Annotated in this window: 16 protein-coding genes; 6 read left to right on the forward strand and 10 right to left on the reverse strand. The window is 61.1% G+C overall.

The genetic code is table 11. The features are described from left to right. Positions 1–13 precede the first annotated feature (13 nt). The gene (gene lpdA / locus AC1DRN_RS04865; protein ID WP_223459061.1) at positions 14–1,414 is read left to right on the forward strand and encodes a dihydrolipoyl dehydrogenase; all 1,401 of its coding nucleotides are present in this window, start codon (positions 14–16) and stop codon (positions 1,412–1,414) included. A gap of 122 nt (positions 1,415–1,536) precedes the next feature. On the opposite strand, the gene AC1DRN_RS04870 is transcribed toward lpdA, so the two are convergent. Continuing rightward, positions 1,537–2,010, reverse strand: a complete 474-nt coding sequence (locus AC1DRN_RS04870) for an Lrp/AsnC family transcriptional regulator (protein ID WP_108218814.1) — start codon at positions 2,008–2,010, stop codon at positions 1,537–1,539. 146 nt (positions 2,011–2,156) lie between these two features. Between AC1DRN_RS04870 and AC1DRN_RS04875 the strand changes: the two genes are divergently transcribed. After that, a complete protein-coding gene (locus tag AC1DRN_RS04875; RefSeq protein ID WP_223459063.1) occupies positions 2,157–2,786 on the forward strand; it encodes a LysE family translocator in 630 nt (209 codons plus the stop codon). Between the two features lie 3 nt (positions 2,787–2,789). On the opposite strand, the gene AC1DRN_RS04880 is transcribed toward AC1DRN_RS04875, so the two are convergent. The 5 genes from AC1DRN_RS04880 to AC1DRN_RS04900 all read right to left on the reverse strand — a co-directional run bounded on the left by AC1DRN_RS04880 (position 2,790) and on the right by AC1DRN_RS04900 (position 9,946). After that, a complete protein-coding gene (locus AC1DRN_RS04880) occupies positions 2,790–4,904 on the reverse strand; it encodes a hypothetical protein (RefSeq protein ID WP_223459065.1) in 2,115 nt (704 codons plus the stop codon). Continuing rightward, positions 4,891–6,087 (reverse strand): DUF3142 domain-containing protein, encoded by a 1,197-nt coding sequence (locus AC1DRN_RS04885; protein WP_223459067.1) that lies wholly within the window; start codon positions 6,085–6,087, stop codon positions 4,891–4,893. Before AC1DRN_RS04885 ends, AC1DRN_RS04880 begins: the two co-directional genes overlap by 14 nt. 109 nt (positions 6,088–6,196) lie before the next feature. Further along, positions 6,197–8,227, reverse strand: a complete 2,031-nt coding sequence (locus tag AC1DRN_RS04890) for a pyridoxamine 5'-phosphate oxidase family protein (protein ID WP_223459070.1) — start codon at positions 8,225–8,227, stop codon at positions 6,197–6,199. 63 nt (positions 8,228–8,290) lie between these two features. Next, positions 8,291–8,917, reverse strand: a complete 627-nt coding sequence (locus AC1DRN_RS04895; RefSeq protein ID WP_223459072.1) for a glutathione S-transferase family protein — start codon at positions 8,915–8,917, stop codon at positions 8,291–8,293. Positions 8,918–9,043: 126 nt separating this feature from the next. Continuing rightward, on the reverse strand, positions 9,044–9,946 hold the full coding sequence (locus tag AC1DRN_RS04900; RefSeq protein ID WP_223459074.1) for a LysR family transcriptional regulator: 903 nt from the start codon (positions 9,944–9,946) through the stop codon (positions 9,044–9,046). 579 nt (positions 9,947–10,525) lie between these two features. Between AC1DRN_RS04900 and AC1DRN_RS04905 the strand changes: the two genes are divergently transcribed. Genes AC1DRN_RS04905 through AC1DRN_RS04920 form a run of 4 tightly spaced genes read left to right on the forward strand, consistent with a single transcriptional unit; the run spans position 10,526 to position 15,335 of the window. After that, a complete protein-coding gene (locus AC1DRN_RS04905; RefSeq protein WP_223459076.1) occupies positions 10,526–11,683 on the forward strand; it encodes an AI-2E family transporter in 1,158 nt (385 codons plus the stop codon). A 14-nt stretch (positions 11,684–11,697) separates the two neighbouring features. Further along, positions 11,698–13,209: an efflux transporter outer membrane subunit gene (locus tag AC1DRN_RS04910; protein ID WP_223459078.1), complete on the forward strand. Its 1,512-nt coding sequence runs from the start codon at positions 11,698–11,700 to the stop codon at positions 13,207–13,209. Further along, a complete protein-coding gene (locus AC1DRN_RS04915; RefSeq protein WP_223459080.1) occupies positions 13,202–14,320 on the forward strand; it encodes an HlyD family secretion protein in 1,119 nt (372 codons plus the stop codon). Before AC1DRN_RS04910 ends, AC1DRN_RS04915 begins: the two co-directional genes overlap by 8 nt. Continuing rightward, entirely contained in the window at positions 14,310–15,335 is a 1,026-nt protein-coding gene (locus AC1DRN_RS04920) for a DUF2955 domain-containing protein (RefSeq protein WP_223459082.1), read from the forward strand. The genes AC1DRN_RS04915 and AC1DRN_RS04920 overlap by 11 nt, the downstream gene beginning before the upstream one ends. Before the next feature lie 45 nt (positions 15,336–15,380). On the opposite strand, the gene glmS is transcribed toward AC1DRN_RS04920, so the two are convergent. From glmS to AC1DRN_RS04940, 4 genes are all read right to left on the reverse strand, one after another. Further along, entirely contained in the window at positions 15,381–17,213 is a 1,833-nt protein-coding gene (gene glmS / locus AC1DRN_RS04925; protein ID WP_223459085.1) for a glutamine--fructose-6-phosphate transaminase (isomerizing), read from the reverse strand. A gap of 1 nt (position 17,214) precedes the next feature. Further along, positions 17,215–17,991 carry a DeoR family transcriptional regulator gene (locus AC1DRN_RS04930; protein ID WP_204932607.1) on the reverse strand — a complete coding sequence of 259 codons (777 nt, stop codon included), beginning with the start codon at positions 17,989–17,991 and terminating at the stop codon, positions 17,215–17,217. 201 nt (positions 17,992–18,192) lie between these two features. Beyond that, on the reverse strand, positions 18,193–19,560 hold the full coding sequence (glmU, locus tag AC1DRN_RS04935) for a bifunctional UDP-N-acetylglucosamine diphosphorylase/glucosamine-1-phosphate N-acetyltransferase GlmU (RefSeq protein ID WP_223459088.1): 1,368 nt from the start codon (positions 19,558–19,560) through the stop codon (positions 18,193–18,195). 114 nt (positions 19,561–19,674) lie between these two features. Next, the gene (locus AC1DRN_RS04940) at positions 19,675–20,100 is read right to left on the reverse strand and encodes a F0F1 ATP synthase subunit epsilon (RefSeq protein WP_007985046.1); all 426 of its coding nucleotides are present in this window, start codon (positions 20,098–20,100) and stop codon (positions 19,675–19,677) included. Positions 20,101–20,132: the final 32 nt, after the last annotated feature.

A 20,132-nucleotide genomic window follows, 5' to 3' on the forward strand; every position in this document is an offset into this window, starting at 1 on the left:
CAGGAGTACATCCATGAGCACTTATGACGTCGTGATACTCGGCGGTGGCCCCGGCGGTTACAACGCGGCGATCCGCGCCGGACAACTGGGTCTGAAAGCCGCCTGCGTGGAAGGACGCGCCACACTCGGCGGCACCTGCCTGAACGTCGGCTGCATGCCGTCCAAGGCGCTGCTGCATGCCTCCGAACTGTACGACGCGGCCATGGGTGCGGAATTCGCCAACCTGGGGATCGACGTCAAACCCAGCCTCAATCTCGCCCAGATGATGAAGCAAAAGGATGAAAGCGTTACCGGGCTGACCAAGGGCATCGAGTTTCTTTTCCGCAAGAACAAAGTCGACTGGATCAAAGGCTGGGGCCACATCGACGGGCCGGGCAAAGTCACGGTGACCGATAGCGCCGGCGGCAAGACTGAGTTGCACGCCAAGGACATCATCATCGCCACCGGCTCCGAGCCCACGCCCCTGCCCGGCGTGGACATCGATAACAAACGCATACTCGACTCCACCGGCGCCCTGGCGCTGACCGAAGTGCCCAAGCATCTGGTGGTGATCGGCGCCGGCGTGATCGGCCTGGAGCTGGGCTCGGTCTGGCGACGCCTTGGGGCACAGGTGACGGTGGTCGAGTTCCTCGACCGGATCTGCCCCGGCGTGGACATCGAAGCCGGCAAAACCCTGCAGCGTTCCCTGAGCAAGCAAGGCTTGAGTTTCAAGTTGAGTTCAAAAGTGACCAGCGCCACCACCTCCGCCTCCGGTGTGCAACTCAGCATCGAGCCTGCCGCAGGCGGTGCTGCAGAGTTGCTGGAAGCCGATTACGTGCTGGTGGCCATAGGGCGCCGACCTTATACACAGGGCCTGGGGCTGGAGAACGTCGGCCTCGCGACGGACAAACGCGGCATGCTCGCCAACAAGGGTCATCGCACCGAAGCCGCCGGGGTCTGGGTGATTGGAGACGTGACCTCGGGCCCCATGCTCGCCCACAAGGCCGAGGACGAAGCCATGGCTTGCGTCGAGCAAATCGTCGGCAAGGCTGGCGAGGTCAACTACGACCTGATCCCCAGCGTGGTCTACACAAGACCGGAGCTGGCCAGTGTCGGCAAGACCGAAGAGCAGCTCAAGGCTGAAGGTCGGGCGTACAAGGTCGGCAAGTTTCCCTTCACCGCCAACAGCCGGGCGAAGATCAACCATGAAACCGAAGGCTTCGCCAAAGTGCTGGCCGATGAGCGCACGGACGAAGTTCTCGGCGTGCATCTGGTCGGCCCGAGCGTCAGTGAAATGATTGGCGAGTATTGCGTGGCCATGGAGTTCAGCGCCTCGGCCGAAGACATCGCCCTGACCTGCCACCCTCACCCGACCCGCTCCGAGGCCTTGCGCCAGGCGGCGATGAATGTGGAGGGGATGGCGACGCAGATGTAAGGCCCACAGGGCTTGGGTGCCTGGTCTAATGCCATCGCGAGCAAGCTCGCTCCCACATTGGATTTGTGGTGTTCACACAATCACTGTGGGAGCGAGCTTGCTCGCGATGCAAACGACTCGGTCTACAGCGGCAGATGCTCCAAAGGCAACGCCCCCGGCGCCTTCACCGTATGAATCGCAAAATTGCTGCGGATATCGCTCACCCCCGGCAGCTTCAGCAAACGCCCGGTGAGAAACCGGTCATAGGCACGCAAGTCCGGCACCACCACCTGCAGCAGAAAATCCGACTCCCCTGACACCAGAAACGCCGAAATCACCTCGGGCAATGCCGTCACCGCCAGGCGAAAGCTTTCGGCTTGTTCGTCGTTATGACGCTCGACCTTGACCCCGACAAACACCGTCAGCCCTAACCCCACCTCATCGCGATCCAGATTGGCCTGGTAGCCGCGAATCACCCCCGCGTCTTCAAGCATCCGCACCCGGCGCAAGCAGGGTGACGCCGACAGGCCGATCTCGTCTGCCAGTTGCACATTGCTCAGGCGGCCGTCCCGTTGCAGTGCGGCGAGAATCTTGCGGTCGTAGGCATCGAGTTTCATGGTTTGGCAGATCCTGATGGTTCAAGCTTGATTAAGTGGCAGGTTATGCCAATACACGTCCTGATAGAAGCTGACAACGCAAGCACCTGCCCCGCCCTCCAGCCCTAGACTGGTACGACCGAATCGACAACGAATGGGGGTACAACATGCAAGGGCTCTGGCTGTTTTTCATGGCGCTGGCGGTGGTCTACCTGTTGCCGGGGCCCGACATGATCCTGCTATTGCAGACCGGTGCCCGCCAGGGCAAAGGCGCCGCGCTGGCCACGGCCGTGGGGTTGGGCATCGCCCGGGGTTGTCATGTGGCATTGGCGGCGCTGGGGCTGGCGGCACTGTTCAAGGCGGCGCCCTGGACCTTCGATGTGGTGCGCCTGGCAGGCGCCGCGTACTTGCTGTGGATCGGCATTCAGTGCCTGCGAACCACGATGCTGCCGAGCTTGACCAGCACTGACACAGCCGGCGAAAAACCACGCTTGGGCGCAGCCATCCGACGCGGACTGCTGACCAACCTGCTCAACCCCAAGGCACTGTTGTTCTGCTCGGTGCTGCTACCGCAATTCATCAACCCACAGGCCGGGCCGGTGCTCGGGCAATTTGCGACGTTGGGCGTGGTGCTGGTCGGCGTCGGTTTGCTGTTCGACAGCGCCTACGCCCTGGTCGGTGCGGCACTCGGCCGGTGGCTGCAACGCAGCCCCTCTGCCCAACGCTTGCAGCAATGGTTGTTCGGCAGCCTGTTGATCGGTTTCGCCGTGCGGCTGACCTTTGTGCAACAGGCTTGAACCTCACTGCGCCTTGCGCCGACGATTGATCAGGAACAATGCCGCCGCCGTGACCACAATCACACCGCCATACTGAAGCGGCTTCTTGTACGGCCGCAGCGCTGAACGCGCGGCATCGGTAACCTGGGTCACGTAGCGCTTGTCGGCGTTCTGGAAGTCGGGATAGGGGCACTGATGACCGAAATGGAACGCCCAATCCACGTACGGCCCCTCTTTGACATAGCGCTGGTAGAAAGCGTGTTCCTCTTCAGGGCTGCTGTTCCAGCCTGCTGCCGCGCACAGCACTGCCGCAAAGGCCTGGCTGGAGTGAGGCAAATTGTCAGCCGCACGACTGGCCAATGCCGTGGCTATAAAACGATAGTGATAACGCTCATCGGGCTGAGCAACGCTGGCCTGCTGGCGCTTCACTTCGTCCTCGGTCGTTAACGGCCCGACCTTGAGCTCAGTGCTTTCCAGGCTGTAGTTGCCGCCGAATGTGGCGAAATCCGGGGCCATTTCATATCCCAGGATTTCCATTCCCCACGTGCGCGCGGCCCAGGCCGAGTTAAATAGCGCAGCAGCGCGAGTCGTGGGCCACCAGGCAGCATCCGCCTCCTTGCGTAATATTCCGTATGACTTGGCCTTGTTCTGTAGTTCAACGTTATCGAAGTACGCCGGCGCCTCCTCATAGTGCCCCTCACGCAACAAACGCCGCCCCAGCAGATTGCGCAGGCTCGCCGCCACCGGCAAGGGCACGTAGTTGTCGCGGTCCTGCTGGCTGAGCGGTGGGGGTGCCGGCACTTGTGTGTCGACGTAGTGCTTGAGTTCTTCGAGGGTCAACACTCGCTCGGCAACGGTGGCGGCATCGAACCAGTAAATGCTTTGGCTGCGATACAGTTGATCGAAGGCTTGCAGGTAATCCCCGCGTTGCAGGGCGAGGATCGCACTTTCACCCTCGACCCGGCATTTGGGCTGAAGCGTTTCGTAATCGTAGTCCGGGGTCCGTCGCTCACCCCAGGATTCATTCTTCGGGAAGGCCTGGGCCGCTTTGGCGTAGGCTGCGGCGGCCGCGATTTTATCGCCGTCGCGCACTGCCAGTTTTGCCCGCAGCCACCAGGCCAACCCGCCATCGCCGGCATGCTCGAGGAAAGCCTTGGCGCTGGCGTAATCGCCCTGTTGATAATTCATCGCCGCCAGACGATCGGCGTTTTCGAGACTGCCGCGGGTGCTGTTTTGCAGCAGCTTGATCATTTTTTGTTCGTTGGCAGGTTGGTCGCCGAACGACCAACCCAACCGGCTGATCAGCGACGCGGTCACCAACTGCTGCACGGGCTGTCCCTTGAGCAACTCGGCCACTTGATCATCCGGCAGCGTCATCAGGTCCGCCATCAACAGCTTCAGCGAGGTGTAGCCCACTGCAGAGCCGTGCAGATTCTGCGTGGCGTACAGCTCGATGGCGCGGTTCCAGTCGCCGGAGGTGCGTACCACCCGGGCTTCTTCACCGAGGCTGGCGACGCCCAGTTCCAGTGGATCGCTGAAGCCGTCGATACTCAGTTGCCGGGCTTGCTCGAAGGCCTTGGCGGATTGTGCGAGCAGATCCGGAGCCGCATTGGCTTCGGCGCTCATGGCGAACAACGCGCGCCCCAGCGAGTAAGCCGCCCAGGTGCTGCGCGAAGCCCGTTGCTCGGTGGGCAAGGCCAGCACTTTCTTGAAATACCCGGCGGCCAGGGCAGGATCACCCGCGGCAAATGCCACGGCGCCGGCCAGGTACAACCTGAGCTCAGGCGGCAGTTGCGCCCCTTCGGTTTCAACCTGACGAGCATCGGTCAGGCTGCGCAGGTGTTTCACCAACACCTGTTGCTCAGCGGAAAGTCCGGCCTGCTCGGCCTGATCCCGCAGCGCTACCGGGTCAGTTTCATCCGCGTAGCTGGCGCCAGCGGTGACATTCTTCAAGCCTTTGATGGCGTGGCCGAGGCGATTGATTTCAAAGCTGAAGTTGCCTTCTGGCAGTTCCGCCAGCGACTGGCCACGGTTATCCAGCAGGCGCATGGGGAAGTCCGGGCCGCAGGCCAGCGCCGAACCCAGTGGCAGGCTGAGGCTCAGGCAAAGCAAATGACGCGGCCAGTTACGGGTGAACATTCGAACCTCCTTGATCAATGTGTGCGCAGCGAGCCCAACCAATGGCACGCTGTCCGCCGGCCGTTATTCGGCCATCGCGCAGGCGGGTGAAGGTAAGCAGATCCGGGCTCTGTTGCAACGCGTAACCGGCCAGGGCATCGGCCCCCTCACAACCACTGACCGCCAGTGTCAGGCGTTCGGGCCAGACGCGGTCGAGATTGCCCTGGTTGCTGATACCGATGTCATAGAGGCCATTGTCGGCCGAGAGTTGCAGTTTCAGTTGACTGTCGAGGGCATCACCACGCGCCACCGCGCGCAAGGTTGTCAAACTCCAGGCCCGACGGTCGTTGGCCAATGGCAGGCGAAACCAGATCAGGCCCGCCAGATGTTTCGGTGGATCGGCACGCAACTCGGTGCCGAGGGTGCGCAACGCCTGCGGATCGGCGAGTAATTCCCGACGCTGGCCTGCACGCTCCAGCGTCACTTCGCTTTCCACCACAGGTGCGCCGTCCGCCGACGGCAGCAACGCCACGCCATAGGCCGGCAGCGCCAGATAGAAAGGTTTCGTCGTGACGCGGCTCCAGGCTTTCGCCCATTGCCGGGCCTGTTCGGCATCAAACAAACCACGACGCGGATCGCTCACCGCATGCACCTGCAACACGCTGCTGTCGACTGTGGATAACAACGCCGGCAGTTCACGACTGTCGAGCCAGGACGGCAACGCGGTGATGCTCAACGGCAGCGAAGTCGGCAACGCTTCGCGCAAATGCGCGAGAAACTCGCGATACGCCGGTAGCCGGGCATTGCTGGCATCGTGGTCGATTTCCACCCCGGTGAGGTTCAACCCCTGTCCCCGCCAATCGCTGATCACCCGGCGGATCTGTGCAGTGACTTCCTCCTGATCCAGCGCTTTGAGCTGTCCGTCCAGGCGAACCACCGCAATCACCGGTCGGCCATCACGCTTGAGCAACTGCGCATCCATTCGGGCTCGGCTCCAGCCGGCATGGGGGAAGGCCTGCAAGGCCAGCACTCGTAACGTCGAAAAGTCTGCACGACTGTCCCTGAGGGCGGCGTCGTGGGCCGGCGTCCACTGCCGCTGCCAGACGTAAAGCTGTTGATCCAGAGGCGGTGCATCCTGTCTTTCGCATCCGGTGGTCAGCGCCAGCGCCATCAGCAAGGCGATCGAGCGAGTGAAAAAAACCATTGAAACGCCTGTTCCTGAAATGCAGAAAGGGCCATTGCGGCCCTTGTTCGTTCTGCCCCTACCCTACTCAGCCATCGACCGGCGGGCAATGTTCACCAGCAATCATCCTTCAGATATCGAGCACCAACGGCTGCGCCCCCTGAGCCGGAATCGCACAGCAAATCAGCACCTGGCCGTCATCCGGCACCTCGGCTGGCGGCAGTGGGTAATGCACCTGACCGCTGATCAAGCGCGCCCTGCAGGTGCCGCAAGAGCCGCCGCGACAACTGAATTCCGGGCGCAGGCCACGGCTTTCCGCCAACTCCAGCAAGCTGCCGCCCTCCGGCTGCCAGCGCGCCTCCTTGGCCGAGCGCTGGAACACCACGGGCACCGACGTGGTGGCGGCTGGCGGTTGCTCGATGACCACGGCATCGGGGTCTGGACGCCGGCGCAAGGTGGATGGGCCGAAAGTTTCGGCGTGAATCCGCGAATCGCGAATGTCCAGTTCGCGCAAGCCGTCGTACAACGCCTGGGTAAAACTTCCGGGGCCACAGACGACAAAATCCAGCTGATCGTAGTCCTCGACTGTCAGCAGATCCTTGAGCAGCGCGACGTCGATCCGTCCACGGAGGTCGAAGTCCTCTCCTTGCATCGCCTCGGCTTCCGGTTGGCTGAGCAAACGCACCACCCGCACCGCGTCACCGGCGTCTTCGAGCAAGCGATCCAGCTCCCGGCGAAACGGCTGGTCAGCCAGTGTGCGCGAACTCTGGATAAACCATGTCGGGCGGATACGACGGGTGCGCAATCCCTGGTAAACCACCTCCCGCAACATCGACAACAGTGGCGTGATACCGACCCCGGCCGCCAGCAATACCAAAGGCCGACGCTCATGGGGCGCCACGGTGAAATGCCCTTGCGGCGCCCGCGCCTCCAACAGGTCGCCAACACGAATCTGCTCATGCAAATGCGTAGACACCCGCCCGTCACGCTTCACGCTGATGCGGAAAAAATCATCGGACGGCGCGCTCGATAAACTGTACGTGCGGATGTGCACATCGCCGTCAATGTTGAAACGCAGGGGCAAATGCTGTCCGGCCTGAAACAGTGGCAACCCGGCTCCGTCGGCAGGCTCCAGGTAAATCGAGCGAATGTTGTGGCTTTGCGCTTCAATCCGCGCCACCCGCAACGGCCGCCATTGATCCCCCATGGCTTTGGCCTGCAAACGCGCCGTGGCCTGCTCCCATGTGCCGGTGAGCAAACTGGTGGGTGACACGCCATCGAAGCGCCAGCGCAAGGCCAGGGCGCCGGGGCGACGTACCACCTGCTCGACATCGATTGTCCACAGCCGCTCGGCTCCCTGGAACGCCTCGACCTGCGGGCCCTCCAGAATGATTTCGGTCCGCCCGCTGAGCTGCAGCAAATCACCGCTATTGAAATCGATGAACAACAGTCCGGCCCGGGGGTTGAGCAACAGGTTGCCCAAGGTGTTGAAATGCAGGTTGCCGGCGAAGTCCGGAACGGTCAGGCGATTGCCTTCCACTTGTACGAAACCGGCCTGACCGCCACGGTGCGACACATCCACCGAACGTTCACCGTCGACATCCACATAACTGGCAACGAAGAACGTGTCTGCCTCGGCGATCATGGCTTTGGCCGCGTCATCCAGTTCGTTGAAATGCTGGGCGGCACGCGTCGAAGGATCGGTCAGCGGCACCGAGCGAAACTGGCGCAACTGAATGTACTGCGGGCAATTGCCGAAGGACTGGTCTACCGTCACCCCGAAACCACCCGTAGTCATGGCGCGGACATGTCCATTGATGCGGTTGCGGCGGCGAGTGTGCAGTTCGATACCCAACAGGCCAATGGCCGAGCCATCGCTCATCTGCGCGGGATCGTCAACGGCAGGCAGGCTGCGAAATTGCAGCAAGCCCGGTTCTGGCGAGTGGGCGAAACCAGGCTCACCTTCAAGGATGCTGGCCCAGGGATGACCGTCGGCATCCACCGCCCCGTACAGCATGAACGGCAATTGCTGATAGAACGTGCGGTGCTGGTCCGGCATCTCGCTGCGAATCACCTTACGACCAAACGTCTCCATTCGTTCGGCAACGCCCACATGCGCCTGCAACTGTTTTTCGCCGGCATGCCAGGGTGAACGGTCCATACGGCTGCTCCCTTGCGCCAGTGGCGCAGAACGGGGCGGCCCGGTAACTCCGGGCCGCCAGTATCAGGCGGTTTTTTGCAGACCGGCAACGGTGCGCGGCATGCCGACAAAACCCGGCAAGGCTTCGATGCGGGCCAGCCAGGCGCGAATGTTGGCGTACTCGTCCAGCGACACATTGCCCTCGGGCGCATGGGCGATGTAGCTGTAGGCGGCGACGTCGGCAATCGTCGGTTCAGTGCCGGCCAGATACGGCGTATTGGCCAGTTCGTGATCGATCACTTTGAGCACGGTATGGGCGTAAGCAATCACTTCTGCAGCGTTGTAAGGCGCGCCAAACACGGTGATCAATCTTGCCCGGGCAGGGCCGAAGGCAATCGGGCCGGCAGCCACCGACAACCAGCGCTGGACCTTGGCCGCACCCGCCGGATCAGCCGGCAGCCAGCGACCGTTGCCGTACTTTTGCGCCAGATACACCAGAATCGCGTTGGAGTCGGCCAACACCACACCCTGATCATCAATCACCGGCACTTGGCCGAATGCATTGAGCGCCAGGAACGCCGGTTGCTTGTGCTCGCCCTTGGCGAGGTCAACGAAGATCAGTTCGGTCGGCAATTTCAGCAGGGACAGCATCAACTCGACACGGTGAGCGTGGCCGGAACGTGGGAAGTTGTAGAGTTTGATCGCTTGCATGGTCGACACCTCGGGTCAGTGGTGCTGCTCAGGAAGACCAGCGCCGATGGGTCGTATCTTCCACCTACGACCAAAACAACAGAATCACCAGCAAACGCAATCCATTATTTCAGTGGGTGAAATAACTCAACGCGCGAGCGCCGGATGCTCGCGCAGGGTCTTCACCGCGAAATCAACAAAACTGCGCACCCGGGCCGGCGCTTTGCGTCCGCCCTGATAGACCACATGGATGGGCAACGGCGGCAGTTCGAAGTCGGCCAGAATGATTTCCAGCTCTCCGGCAGCCACCTTGCTCGCGACTTGATAAGACAGTACCCGCGTGAAGCCCAACCCCAGACAGGCTGCCGTGATGGCCGCCTGATTCGCTGTCACCACCAGTCGTGGTTCAGCCCGGACACTCAAGGTTTCGCCGTCTTCAATGAATGGCCAACTCCTGAGTTGGCCAATGGCCGATGTCGCGATAATCGGCGCCTGGGCCAGTTCCCGAGGATGCCTGGGCCGACCATGGCTGGCCAGAAACTGTGGCGAGGCGCAGATCACCCGCCGCACCTCACCCACCCGGATCGCATGCTGATTGCTGTCGGGTAGCTCGCCGATGCGAATGGCCACATCGACGCCCTCCTCGACCACGCTCACCACCCGATCCACCAGCAGCGCGTTGATGCAGACCTCGGGGAATTGCGTCAGGTAACTCACCATCAGCGGCGTAACAAACAGCTCGCCAAACAAGACCGGTGCGGTGATGGTCAGTTGCCCACGAGGATGGATATGGCTGCCCGCAGCCGAGTCCTCGGCTTCCTGCACCTCGGCGAGAATTCTCCGACAGTCCTCCAGATACCGCTGACCGGCCTCACTCAAATACACGCTGCGCGTGGTACGCGTGAGCAGTTGCGTGCCAATACGCTGCTCCAGCGCCGCCACCGCTCGGGTGACGCTGGCCGCCGACAGCCCCAAACGCCGCGCCGCCGCCGAAAACCCCTGTTCCTGGGCGACGGCAGCGAAGACCTGCATTTCCTGGAAACGGTCCATGGGCATGTCCTTATTTCAGATAGATAAATCGCAATAAAAGGCCGGGATGTTAAACGCAAGTGCTCAATAACAAAGTTGGGCGTCCGACCATCAAGTAAATCAATGGGCTACTGCACTCTAGCGCCTGCGCTGTAAAAACCAAGCGTGGCACAAACCTCAAAGACCAGGCCGGGGGATTATTGATAATTAATGAGGGTTATTTTCTTGCGACAGGTGCGACTGTTCGTAATTATCCGGACCCGCCCGCTGCAACGGCTAATGCCTGACAGGGAAAAAGAGCCACTGGCTCGGCTCCCAACCCGTTTCCAGGCATGGGCTCGTCAGCGGACGATATCCACAGCGGCAGAATTCCAGCCTGCATAAACAGGCGGAATATACGACTGCTCCTATACTACAAGCCACCCTGTTACCTATTGAGTATTAGTAGGTACCTCGTTGAAATCTTCCCTACGTGAAATAAGGCGTTAGTTGTTAACGCTTGGACGCCTGTCCATCGATCCTGCTTTCAAGAGTCACTGAGTAGGGAAGAGTGAACTTCAACTAGCTGGCTAACCTGGTGACACCGCAAGGAGTTCGAGAATGTTGCGCACAAACATTTCCGCAAGAGCACTGTCCGGTGGTTTGCTCGATGTACTGATACGCGCCGGGCTGATTACCGTGCTGGTGTTGTTCTGCTTCCAGATCTTCCACCCGTTCCTCAACCTCATGCTCTGGGCGCTGATTCTGGCCATCACCCTGTATCCACTGCATGCGCTCATCAAGCGCAAGGTGGTCAACAAGGACGGGCGTGCCGCCACCCTGATCGTGGTGGTCTCCYTGGCCTTGCTGATGGTGCCGATCTACCTGCTGGGCACTTCGATCAGTGAATCGATCCAGGGCACTCTGGCGATCCTCAAGTCCGATACGCTGCAGATTCCGCTACCCAGCGAAAAAATCGCTTCCCTGCCGCTCATTGGCCAGCCGCTCTATGGCTACTGGATGCAGGCTGCCACCGACATGAGCAGCGTGGTGATGAAGGTGATGCCCTATATCAAGTCCGTCGGCCTGACCTTGTTGGGCAAGATGGCCGACGTCGGCGTGGGCTTTCTGTTGTTCATCGGCGCCCTGATCATTGCCGGCGTGCTCATGGCCTATGGCGAAAACGGCGAAAGAAGTGCCCTGGCCATCACCTCGCGCCTTTCCGGACCGGAGCGTGGCCCACGCATTACCGAGCTCTGCACTGCCACCATCCGCGCGGTCGCCCAGGGCGTGGTGGGCATCGCGTTCATTCAGATGTTACTGGTGGGCGTGGGCTTCGTGCTCATGGGCGTGCCCGGTGCCGGCCTGCTGGCGATGGTTGCGCTGTTGATGGGGATCATGCAATTGCCGGTGCTGCTGGTAACTCTTCCGGTGATCGCGTATGTCTTCGCCACCGAAGGGACCAGCCTGGCCACCATTGTGTTTGGCATCTACAGCCTGATTGCCGGGATGGCCGATAACGTCCTCAAGCCGTTGATGCTAGGCCGCGGCGTCGATGTGCCCATGCCGGTGATTCTGATTGGCGCCCTGGGCGGTATGGTGAGCGGCGGCTTCATTGGTTTGTTCATCGGGCCGGTTGCGCTGGCGGTGGGCTACCAACTGTTCTGGCAATGGGTCCAGGACCAACCGCCTGCCGAGGTAATGAACGAGACACCCGAGATCGAGGCGTTGAACGAGACACCGAAGACAGAGGCAATGAACGATCAGCGTCCTGTCTGAGGAGTTTGCGCTTGATGCCACGCCCTGCTCGCATCAGCCGGCTTCTGCTCTGTGGCACCGTCGTTCTGGGAGGCTGTGTGCAACTGGGCCCGGATTTCCAGTCGCCGGCCCAGCCCTGGGTCGACCACTGGAACACCCCGGCCCTGGAGATCGCCGGCCAACAACACGCGCAACCTGACAGCCGCCAATGGTGGCGCGTGTTCAACGACCCGGTGCTGGACCATTTGATGGCCGAAGCCGATGCCCACAACCCCGACCTGCACGTCGCCGGCCTGCGGGTCATGGAGTCCCGCGCACAATTGGGCATCGCACTGGCCGGCCGCTACCCGCAATTGCAACAGGCCAGCGCCGACAGCCTGTACCTGAACCGTCGACAGTCGGGCGGCACTAACCCCCAGGACACGCATTTCTGGCAACACAGCGTCGGCTTCGATATCGGCTGGGAACTGGATTTCTGGGGGCGTTTCAGCCGTGCCATCGAGTCGGCCGACGCCTCCTGGTTTGCCGCCCAGGCCAACTACGAAAATGCCCTGGTGCTGTTGCACGCGCAACTGGCGCAAAACTACTACGCCTTGCGCACCGCCGAGGCGCGCCTGGCCATAGCCCGCAGTAACGCCAAATTGCAAAAACGCAGCTACGAGATCACCGAGCGCCTGTTCAACAGCGGGGCCGAAGCCGAACTCGATCTGCAACAAGCCAAGACCCAGTACCTGGGCACCCTGAGCACCATCCCGGATTTCGAAAGCCAGGTGGCAAGCTTGCGCAATGCGCTGTCCACACTGATCGGCCAGCCACCTGGCTCGATCCCTGACCTGGATCGCAACACCGGAGTGGTGCCACTGCTCGATACCGCGGTCTTGCAGGATGTGCCGGCCAACCTGCTGGTGCGGCGCCCCGATGTTCGCGCTGCCGAGCTGCAAGTGGCAGCGCAGTCGGCGTTGATCGGTGTGGCCGAGACCGACCTGTACCCCTCCATCAGCCTGCTGGGCAGCATCGTCTGGTCCGCCAGTTCGCTCAACGGTGCGCCCAATACCCTCGATATGGTGGCCGGCCCCAGCCTGCGCTGGGACATCTTCGATCACGGCCGGATCACCAACAACGTCCGTGTGCAGGATGCCCGCTTGCAGCAGTTGATCGTTATCTATCAGGACAGCGTGCGCCAGGCGGCGCGCGAGGCTGACGATGCCGCTACCGGTTTGATCAAAGCGTTGGAGCGCGACCGAATCCTCAGCGAGGCCTCGGTAGCCGCCGAACGTTCAGTGACCCTGGCCAATGCCCAATACCGCGAAGGCTATTCGGATTTCCAGCGCGTGCTGGATGCCCAGCGCGCCCTGTTTGCCCAACAGGATATCTATCTGGTCAACCGTGGCACCGCGGTCAACAGCCTGATCGCCCTGTACAAGGCCCTGGGCGGTGGCTGGTACAGCGACCAGCCGATGATCGACCCGGCCACCCGCCAACAGATGCAACAACGGACTGATTGGGGCGATTTGCTCGATGAACCGAAGGAAAGTGCCCATGACTGACAGCCAACAACCGGTCGACGAGAAAGCCCCGGCACCCGCCGCCGACCCTGCGAAAAAAGCGATCAATTGGGTGGTGCTGCTGATCATTCTGAGCCTGGTCTGGTACCTGATGGCCGACCGTTACACGCCCTACACGCAACAGGCACGGGTGCAGGCCTTCGTTGTTCCGGTGGCGGCTGAGGTATCGGGCCGGGTGACCAAGGTGCATGTACGCAACAACCAGGACGTCAAGGCTGGCGAGTTGCTGTTTGAAGTCAATCCCGAGCAGTACCAGATTGCCGTCGATCGTGCCCGCGCCGACCTTGAGTCGACCCGTCGCCAGGTGGGCGCCAACACCGCCGGCGTCGACTCCAAGCAAGCGTCCCTGCGCGCGTCCCAGGCCAACGAGCTCAAGGCACGCCAGGACATCCAGCGACTTGAACGCCTGTACCGCGAAGACCCGGGCACCATCTCGCTGCGACGCCTGGAGATATCCCGCGCCACCCTGGAAGAATCCATAAGCCAGGTCGCCGCGGCCAAGGCCGAAGTGCAACGTGCGCGCGAACAACAGGGCGGTAACGAAGACGAAAACGCCCAGTTGCTCAGCGCCGCCAGCAACCTTGAAAAAGCCGAGCTGGACTTGAGCAATACCAAGGTCCACGCACGCTCGGCCGGCCTGATCACCGATCTGCGCACCGATGTCGGCCAGTTCGCCGCTGCCGGTGCGCCGGTGATGACCCTGATTGCCATCCACGATGTGTGGATCAGCGCCGACATGACCGAAAACAACCTGGGAAGCGTTCAGCCCGGGACGCCGGTGTCCATCGTCCTCGACGCCCTGCCGGGGAAAATTTTCAAAGGCCATGTACGCAGCGTCGGCTATGGCGTTGATATCGGCCAGACCACCCAACCGGGCAGCCTGCCAAAAGTGGAGAACAGCCGCGATTGGCTACGTCCTGCCCAGCGCTTTCCAGTCATCATCGAGTTCGAGCCCGGTGAGTTGACCAGCCCGCAAGGCATCAGGTCCGGCGGGCAGGCCGAAGTCATGGCGTTCCCGAGCGAAGGTAACCCGCTGAATATACTGGGTCGCCTGTTCCTGCGCCTGATGAGCTGGATGTCCTATGCGTATTGAGCGTCCGGCCCGGGTCCAGCGCGCCCTGCGCCTGGGCTTCGGTACGGCACTGTGCCTGGCGGCGAGCTTCGGTCTGGCCCTGCCCATCCCGTTCCTCGCGCCGATGTTGGCGCTGATGATGCTGGCAGCGATGAACCGACCGTTGCCGTTCAAGGCCAGCCTGGGCCTGATCCTGATCCTTATGCTGACCACCGGGACCGGCCTGCTGCTCATTCCCCTGCTGCGTTACTACCCGTTCAGTGGTGTGCTGCTGGTCGGACTGTGCCTGTTCATGGCCTTCGGGTATGGCTTGCGCGGCGGCAACCCGCTGGTGGCGACTTTCCTGGTGGTGGGCCTGACCTTGATCAGTTCGGCCGGAACCGCTGAATTCGCCCTGGCGCTTGAGGTGATCGTGGCCCTGGTCAAGGGACTGTTCCTGGCCGTCACCACGCTGACCATCAGCCATTGGCTGTTTCCCGACCCCGCCAGTGCCCCCGCGGCCAAACCCGGCCCGAGCCTTACCCCAACCGAAAGCGGCTGGCTGGCTCTACGTGCCACACTGGTGGTGCTGCCGACGTTCCTGCTGGCCATGATCGACCCGGCCAGCTACCTGCCGATCATCATGAAAGCCGTCAGCCTCGGCCAACAAAGCTGCGCGACCAGCACCCGCACCGCCGGCCAGGAATTACTCGGCTCGACCTTGCTCGGAGGGCTGATGGCGATCCTTTTCTGGTGCGCGCTGAGCCTGTTCGTCAACCTGTGGATGTTCTTTCTGTGGATGTTGCTGTTCGGATTGCTGGCGGCCAGAAAGCTCTATGGCCTGGCCCGGACCCGACAACCACCGAGTTTCTGGCTCAACAGCCTCGCGACCCTGATCATTCTGCTTGGCCAATCGGTGCAGGACAGTGCCGCGGGCAAGGATGTCTACACCGCCTTCGCTATCCGCATGGGCCTGTTCATTCTGGTGACTTTGTATGCCTGTGTGATGGTCCACTTGCTGGATACGCGGCGGCAACGTCGAATTACGACCGCCTAGAAACAGAAAAAACCCCTGAAGAGGGGGTTTTTCATTGTGGATAACTTATTCCACAGTGACCGACTTCGCCAAGTTGCGCGGCTGGTCAACGTCGGTGCCCTTGAGCACGGCAACGTAGTACGACAGCAGCTGCAGCGGGATGGTGTAGAGGATCGGCGACAGGATGTCGTGGATGTGCGGCATGTGCACCACGTGGGTGCCTTCACCGTTGGTCATGCCGGCCTTCTCGTCTGCGAAGACGATCAACTGGCCACCGCGGGCACGGACTTCCTGGAGGTTGGACTTCAACTTCTCCAGCAGTTCGTTGTTCGGCGCCACGGTCACCACTGGCATGTCGTTATCCACAAGCGCCAACGGGCCGTGTTTCAGCTCGCCGGCCGGGTAGGCTTCGGCGTGGATGTAGGAGATTTCCTTGAGCTTGAGTGCCCCTTCCATCGCTACCGGGAACTGCGCGCCACGGCCGAGGAACAGCGTGTGGTGTTTCTCGGCGAACAGCTCGGAGATTTTTTCCACGGTGCTGTCCATGGCCAGCGCTTCGCCCAGACGGGTTGGCAAACGGCGCAGTTCTTCGACCAGCGTCGCTTCGACGCCTTTGGCCAAGGTGCCACGAACCTGGCCCAGGGAAAGCGTCAGCAACAACAGGCCAACCAATTGCGTGGTGAAGGCTTTGGTCGAAGCCACACCGATTTCGCGACCGGCCTGGGTCAACAGGGTCAGGTCGGACTCACGTACCAGCGAGCTGATGCCGACGTTGCAGATCGCCAGGCTGGCGAGGTAACCCAGTTCCTTGGCGTTGCGCAGTGCGGCCAGGGTGTCGGCGGTTTCGCCGGACTGGGAAATGGTCACGAACAAGGTGTCCGGCTGCACCACCACCTTGCGGTAGCGGAATTCGCTGGCGACTTCGACCTGGCAAGGAATGCCGGCCAGCTCTTCGAGCCAGTAACGCGCGACCATGCCGGCGTGGTAGCTGGTGCCGCACGCGACGATCTGTACGTTACGCACTTTGGCGAACAGCTCGGCCGCCTGTGGGCCGAATGCCTGTACCAGTACCTGGTTCTGGCTCAGGCGACCTTCCAGGGTGCGCTGCACCACGGACGGTTGCTCGTGGATTTCCTTGAGCATGAAGTGGCGGAACTCGCCCTTTTCAGCGGCTTCGGCACCGTCGCGATACTGCACGGATTCGCGCTCGACAGCCTGGCCGTCAACGTCCCAGATCTGCACGCTGTCGCGGCGGATTTCGGCGATATCGCCTTCTTCCAGGTACATGAAACGGTCAGTGACCTGACGCAGGGCCAACTGGTCGGACGCCAGGAAGTTTTCCCCCAGGCCCAGGCCGATCACCAACGGGCTGCCGCTGCGGGCTGCGACCAGGCGATCCGGTTGCTGCGCGCTGATCACTGCCAGGCCGTAAGCACCGTGCAACTCTTTGACGGTTGCCTTGAGGGCCACAGTCAGATCGCGCAGATCCTTGAGTTTGTGGTTCAGCAGGTGGGAGATGACTTCAGTGTCGGTGTCCGAAGTGAACACATAGCCCAGGGCTTTGAGTTGTTCACGCAGGGCTTCGTGGTTTTCGATGATGCCGTTGTGCACCACCGCCAGGTCACCGGAGAAATGCGGGTGAGCATTGCGCTCGCACGGTGCACCGTGGGTGGCCCAGCGGGTGTGGGCGATACCCAGACGACCGACCAGCGGCTCGGTGGCCAATGCCTGCTCCAGCTCACTGACCTTGCCCGGACGACGCACGCGCTCGAGTTTTTCGTCATTGGTGTAGACCGCCACGCCGGCACTGTCATACCCACGGTATTCGAGGCGCTTCAGGCCTTCGACGAGGATGGCGGTGATGTTACGTTCTGCGACTGCGCCGACAATTCCACACATGCTATTTCTCCTGACTGACAGCCGCGCAAATCAAATTGATGCCGCGGGCCTGAATCTGATCGCGAGCCTCTAGTGGCAGGCGTTCATCCGTAATAAGGGTATGGACGCTGCTCCAGGGCAGCTCCAGGTTGGGAATCTTGCGGCCGATCTTGTCAGCCTCCACCATCACGACCACTTCGCGGGCGACTTCAGCCATGACCCGGCTCAGCCCGAGCAGTTCGTTGAAGGTGGTTGTACCGCGAACCAGATCGATGCCATCGGCCCCGATGAACAGCTGGTCGAAGTCGTAGGAGCGTAGTACCTGCTCGGCAACCTGCCCCTGAAAGGACTCGGAATGCGGGTCCCAGGTGCCACCGGTCATCAATAGCACCGGTTCGTGCTCAAGTTCGCTCAGGGCATTGGCAACATGCAGCGAGTTGGTCATCACCACCAGACCGGGTTGCTGTCCGAGTTCCGGGATCATCGAGGCGGTGGTACTGCCACTGTCGATAATGATGCGCGCATGCTCGCGAATCCGCGCGACGGCGGCACGGGCGATGGCTTGCTTGTATATGGAAACCGGCTGACCAAGATCCGCGACCAGCTCCTGAGGCATGGTGATCGCCCCGCCGTAACGACGCAGCAACAGACCATTGCTTTCAAGTGCCGCCAGATCCTTGCGAATCGTAACTTCCGACGTTTCGAAGCGCTTGGCCAACTCATCCACACTGACTTCGCCCTGCTCATTGAGCAAGGCGAGGATGTTGTGACGACGCTGAGGTGTGTTGCGCTTCGACATGAGCTGATAAGTTTCGTTTCGAAAGATAGCGGAAGCAATCAAAACCTATCAGCGAAACTTCGTCAAGCGTCTTGCGATAAAAAGCACTGTGGATAACTTGCTCGCGATGGGCGTGAACGATGACGCATTCCTTCTGGAAAAATGCGCCGCTCTCGAATTCATCGCGAGCAAGCTCGCTCCTACAAGAGAGTTGTGGATAACTCAGCTCTTCTTGATTTTCTCCGGCCGCTTCCAGCCGTCGATGTTCTTCTGGCGAGCACGTCCGATGGCCAACTGGGATTTATCCACAGTCGAGGTGATGGTCGAACCGGCCGCTGTCGTTGCACCGGCGAGGATATCCACAGGCGCCACCAACGAGTTGTTGGAACCGATGAACACGTCTTCACCCAACACGGTTTTCCACTTGTTGGCGCCGTCGTAGTTGCAGGTGATGGTACCGGCACCGATGTTGGAGCGCGCACCCACCTCGGCATCGCCCAGATAGGCCAGGTGACCGGCCTTGGCGCCTTCGCCCAAGTGAGCGTTTTTCAGCTCGACGAAGTTACCCACATGCGCCCGGGCTTCCAGCACGGTGCCTGGACGCAGACGGGCGAATGGGCCGGCATCGCTGCCTTCACCCAGAATGGCACCCTCGATATGGCTGTTGGCCTTGATGACCACGCCTTTGCGCAGGGTGCTGTCCTTGATCACGCAGTTCGGGCCGATCACCACGTCGTCTTCGATGACCACCTTGCCCTCGAGGATCACGTTGATATCGATCAGCACGTCGCGGCCAACGGTGACTTCGCCGCGTACATCGAAACGAGCCGGGTCGCGCAGTGTCACACCTTGGGCCATCAAACGACGGCCGGCGCGCAGCTGATAGTGGCGCTCGAGTTCGGAAAGCTGCTTGCGGTCGTTGGCGCCCTGCACTTCCATGGCGTCGTGGGGTTGTTCGGTGGCCACTACCAGACCATCGTTGACCGCCATTTCGATCACGTCGGTCAGGTAATACTCACCCTGAACATTGTTGTTCGACAGGCGGCTCGTCCAGTCGGCCAAGCGATCGGCAGGAACAGCGAGGATGCCGGTGTTGCCTTCGCGGATCGCGCGTTGCGCTTCGTTGGCATCCTTGTGTTCAACGATGGCAGCTACTTTACCTTCAACGTCGCGCACGATGCGGCCATAACCGGTCGCATCATCAAGTTCGACAGTCAGCAGGCCCATCTGTCCTGGCACTACCTGAGTCAGCAGGCGTTGCAGGGTTTCCACTTCAATCAACGGCACGTCACCGTAAAGAACCAGCACGGTGTCGGATTTGATGAAAGGAACAGCCTGGGCCACGGCATGCCCGGTGCCCAGTTGCTTGTCCTGCAGGACGAAGTTCAGGTCGTCAGCGGCCAGACGTTCGCGCACGGCGTCGGCACCATGACCAATCACGACGTGGATGCGCTGTGGATCAAGTTGCCGGGCGCTGTGGATAACATGGCCGAGCATCGAATTGCCGGCAATCGGGTGCAAGACTTTCGGCAAGGCAGAACGCATGCGCGTGCCTTGGCCAGCAGCGAGAATAACGATTTCAAGGGACATGACTGGCTACCAATCCAGGGTGGTCAGCGACTGCGACCAAGGTTATAAAATGTCGAAAAAGAAAAAGGGTAGCCGAGGCTACCCTTTTTTATCAATCACACAACAAGCGCTGCCTTAATGGCCGAACTTCTTGCGGATCTGCTGGACGGTGCGCAGCTGAGCTGCAGCCTCGGCCAGTCGAGCAGCAGCAGAACCGTAATCGAATTCCGCGCCCCGCTCATGCAAGGCTTTCTCGGCAGCCTTAACGGCTTCCAGAGCTGCGGCTTCGTCCAGGTCGGCAGCACGTTGCACGGTGTCGGCAAGAACCTTGACCATGTTCGGCTGAACCTCGAGGAAACCACCGGAGATGTAATACACCTCCTCTTCCCCGCCCTGCTTGACCAGGCGGATCGGACCTGGCTTCAGATTAGTGATCAGCGGCGCGTGACCCAGGGCGATACCAAGATCACCCAGTGCACCGTGCGCAATCACCATCTCGACCAGACCGGAAAAGATTTCTCCTTCCGCGCTGACGATATCGCAATGGACTGTCATAGCCATCTGATTGCCTCAACCTAAATTAGCGCCCGTTG

The sequence above is a fragment of the Pseudomonas sp. P5_B3 genome (genome assembly GCF_056400405.1).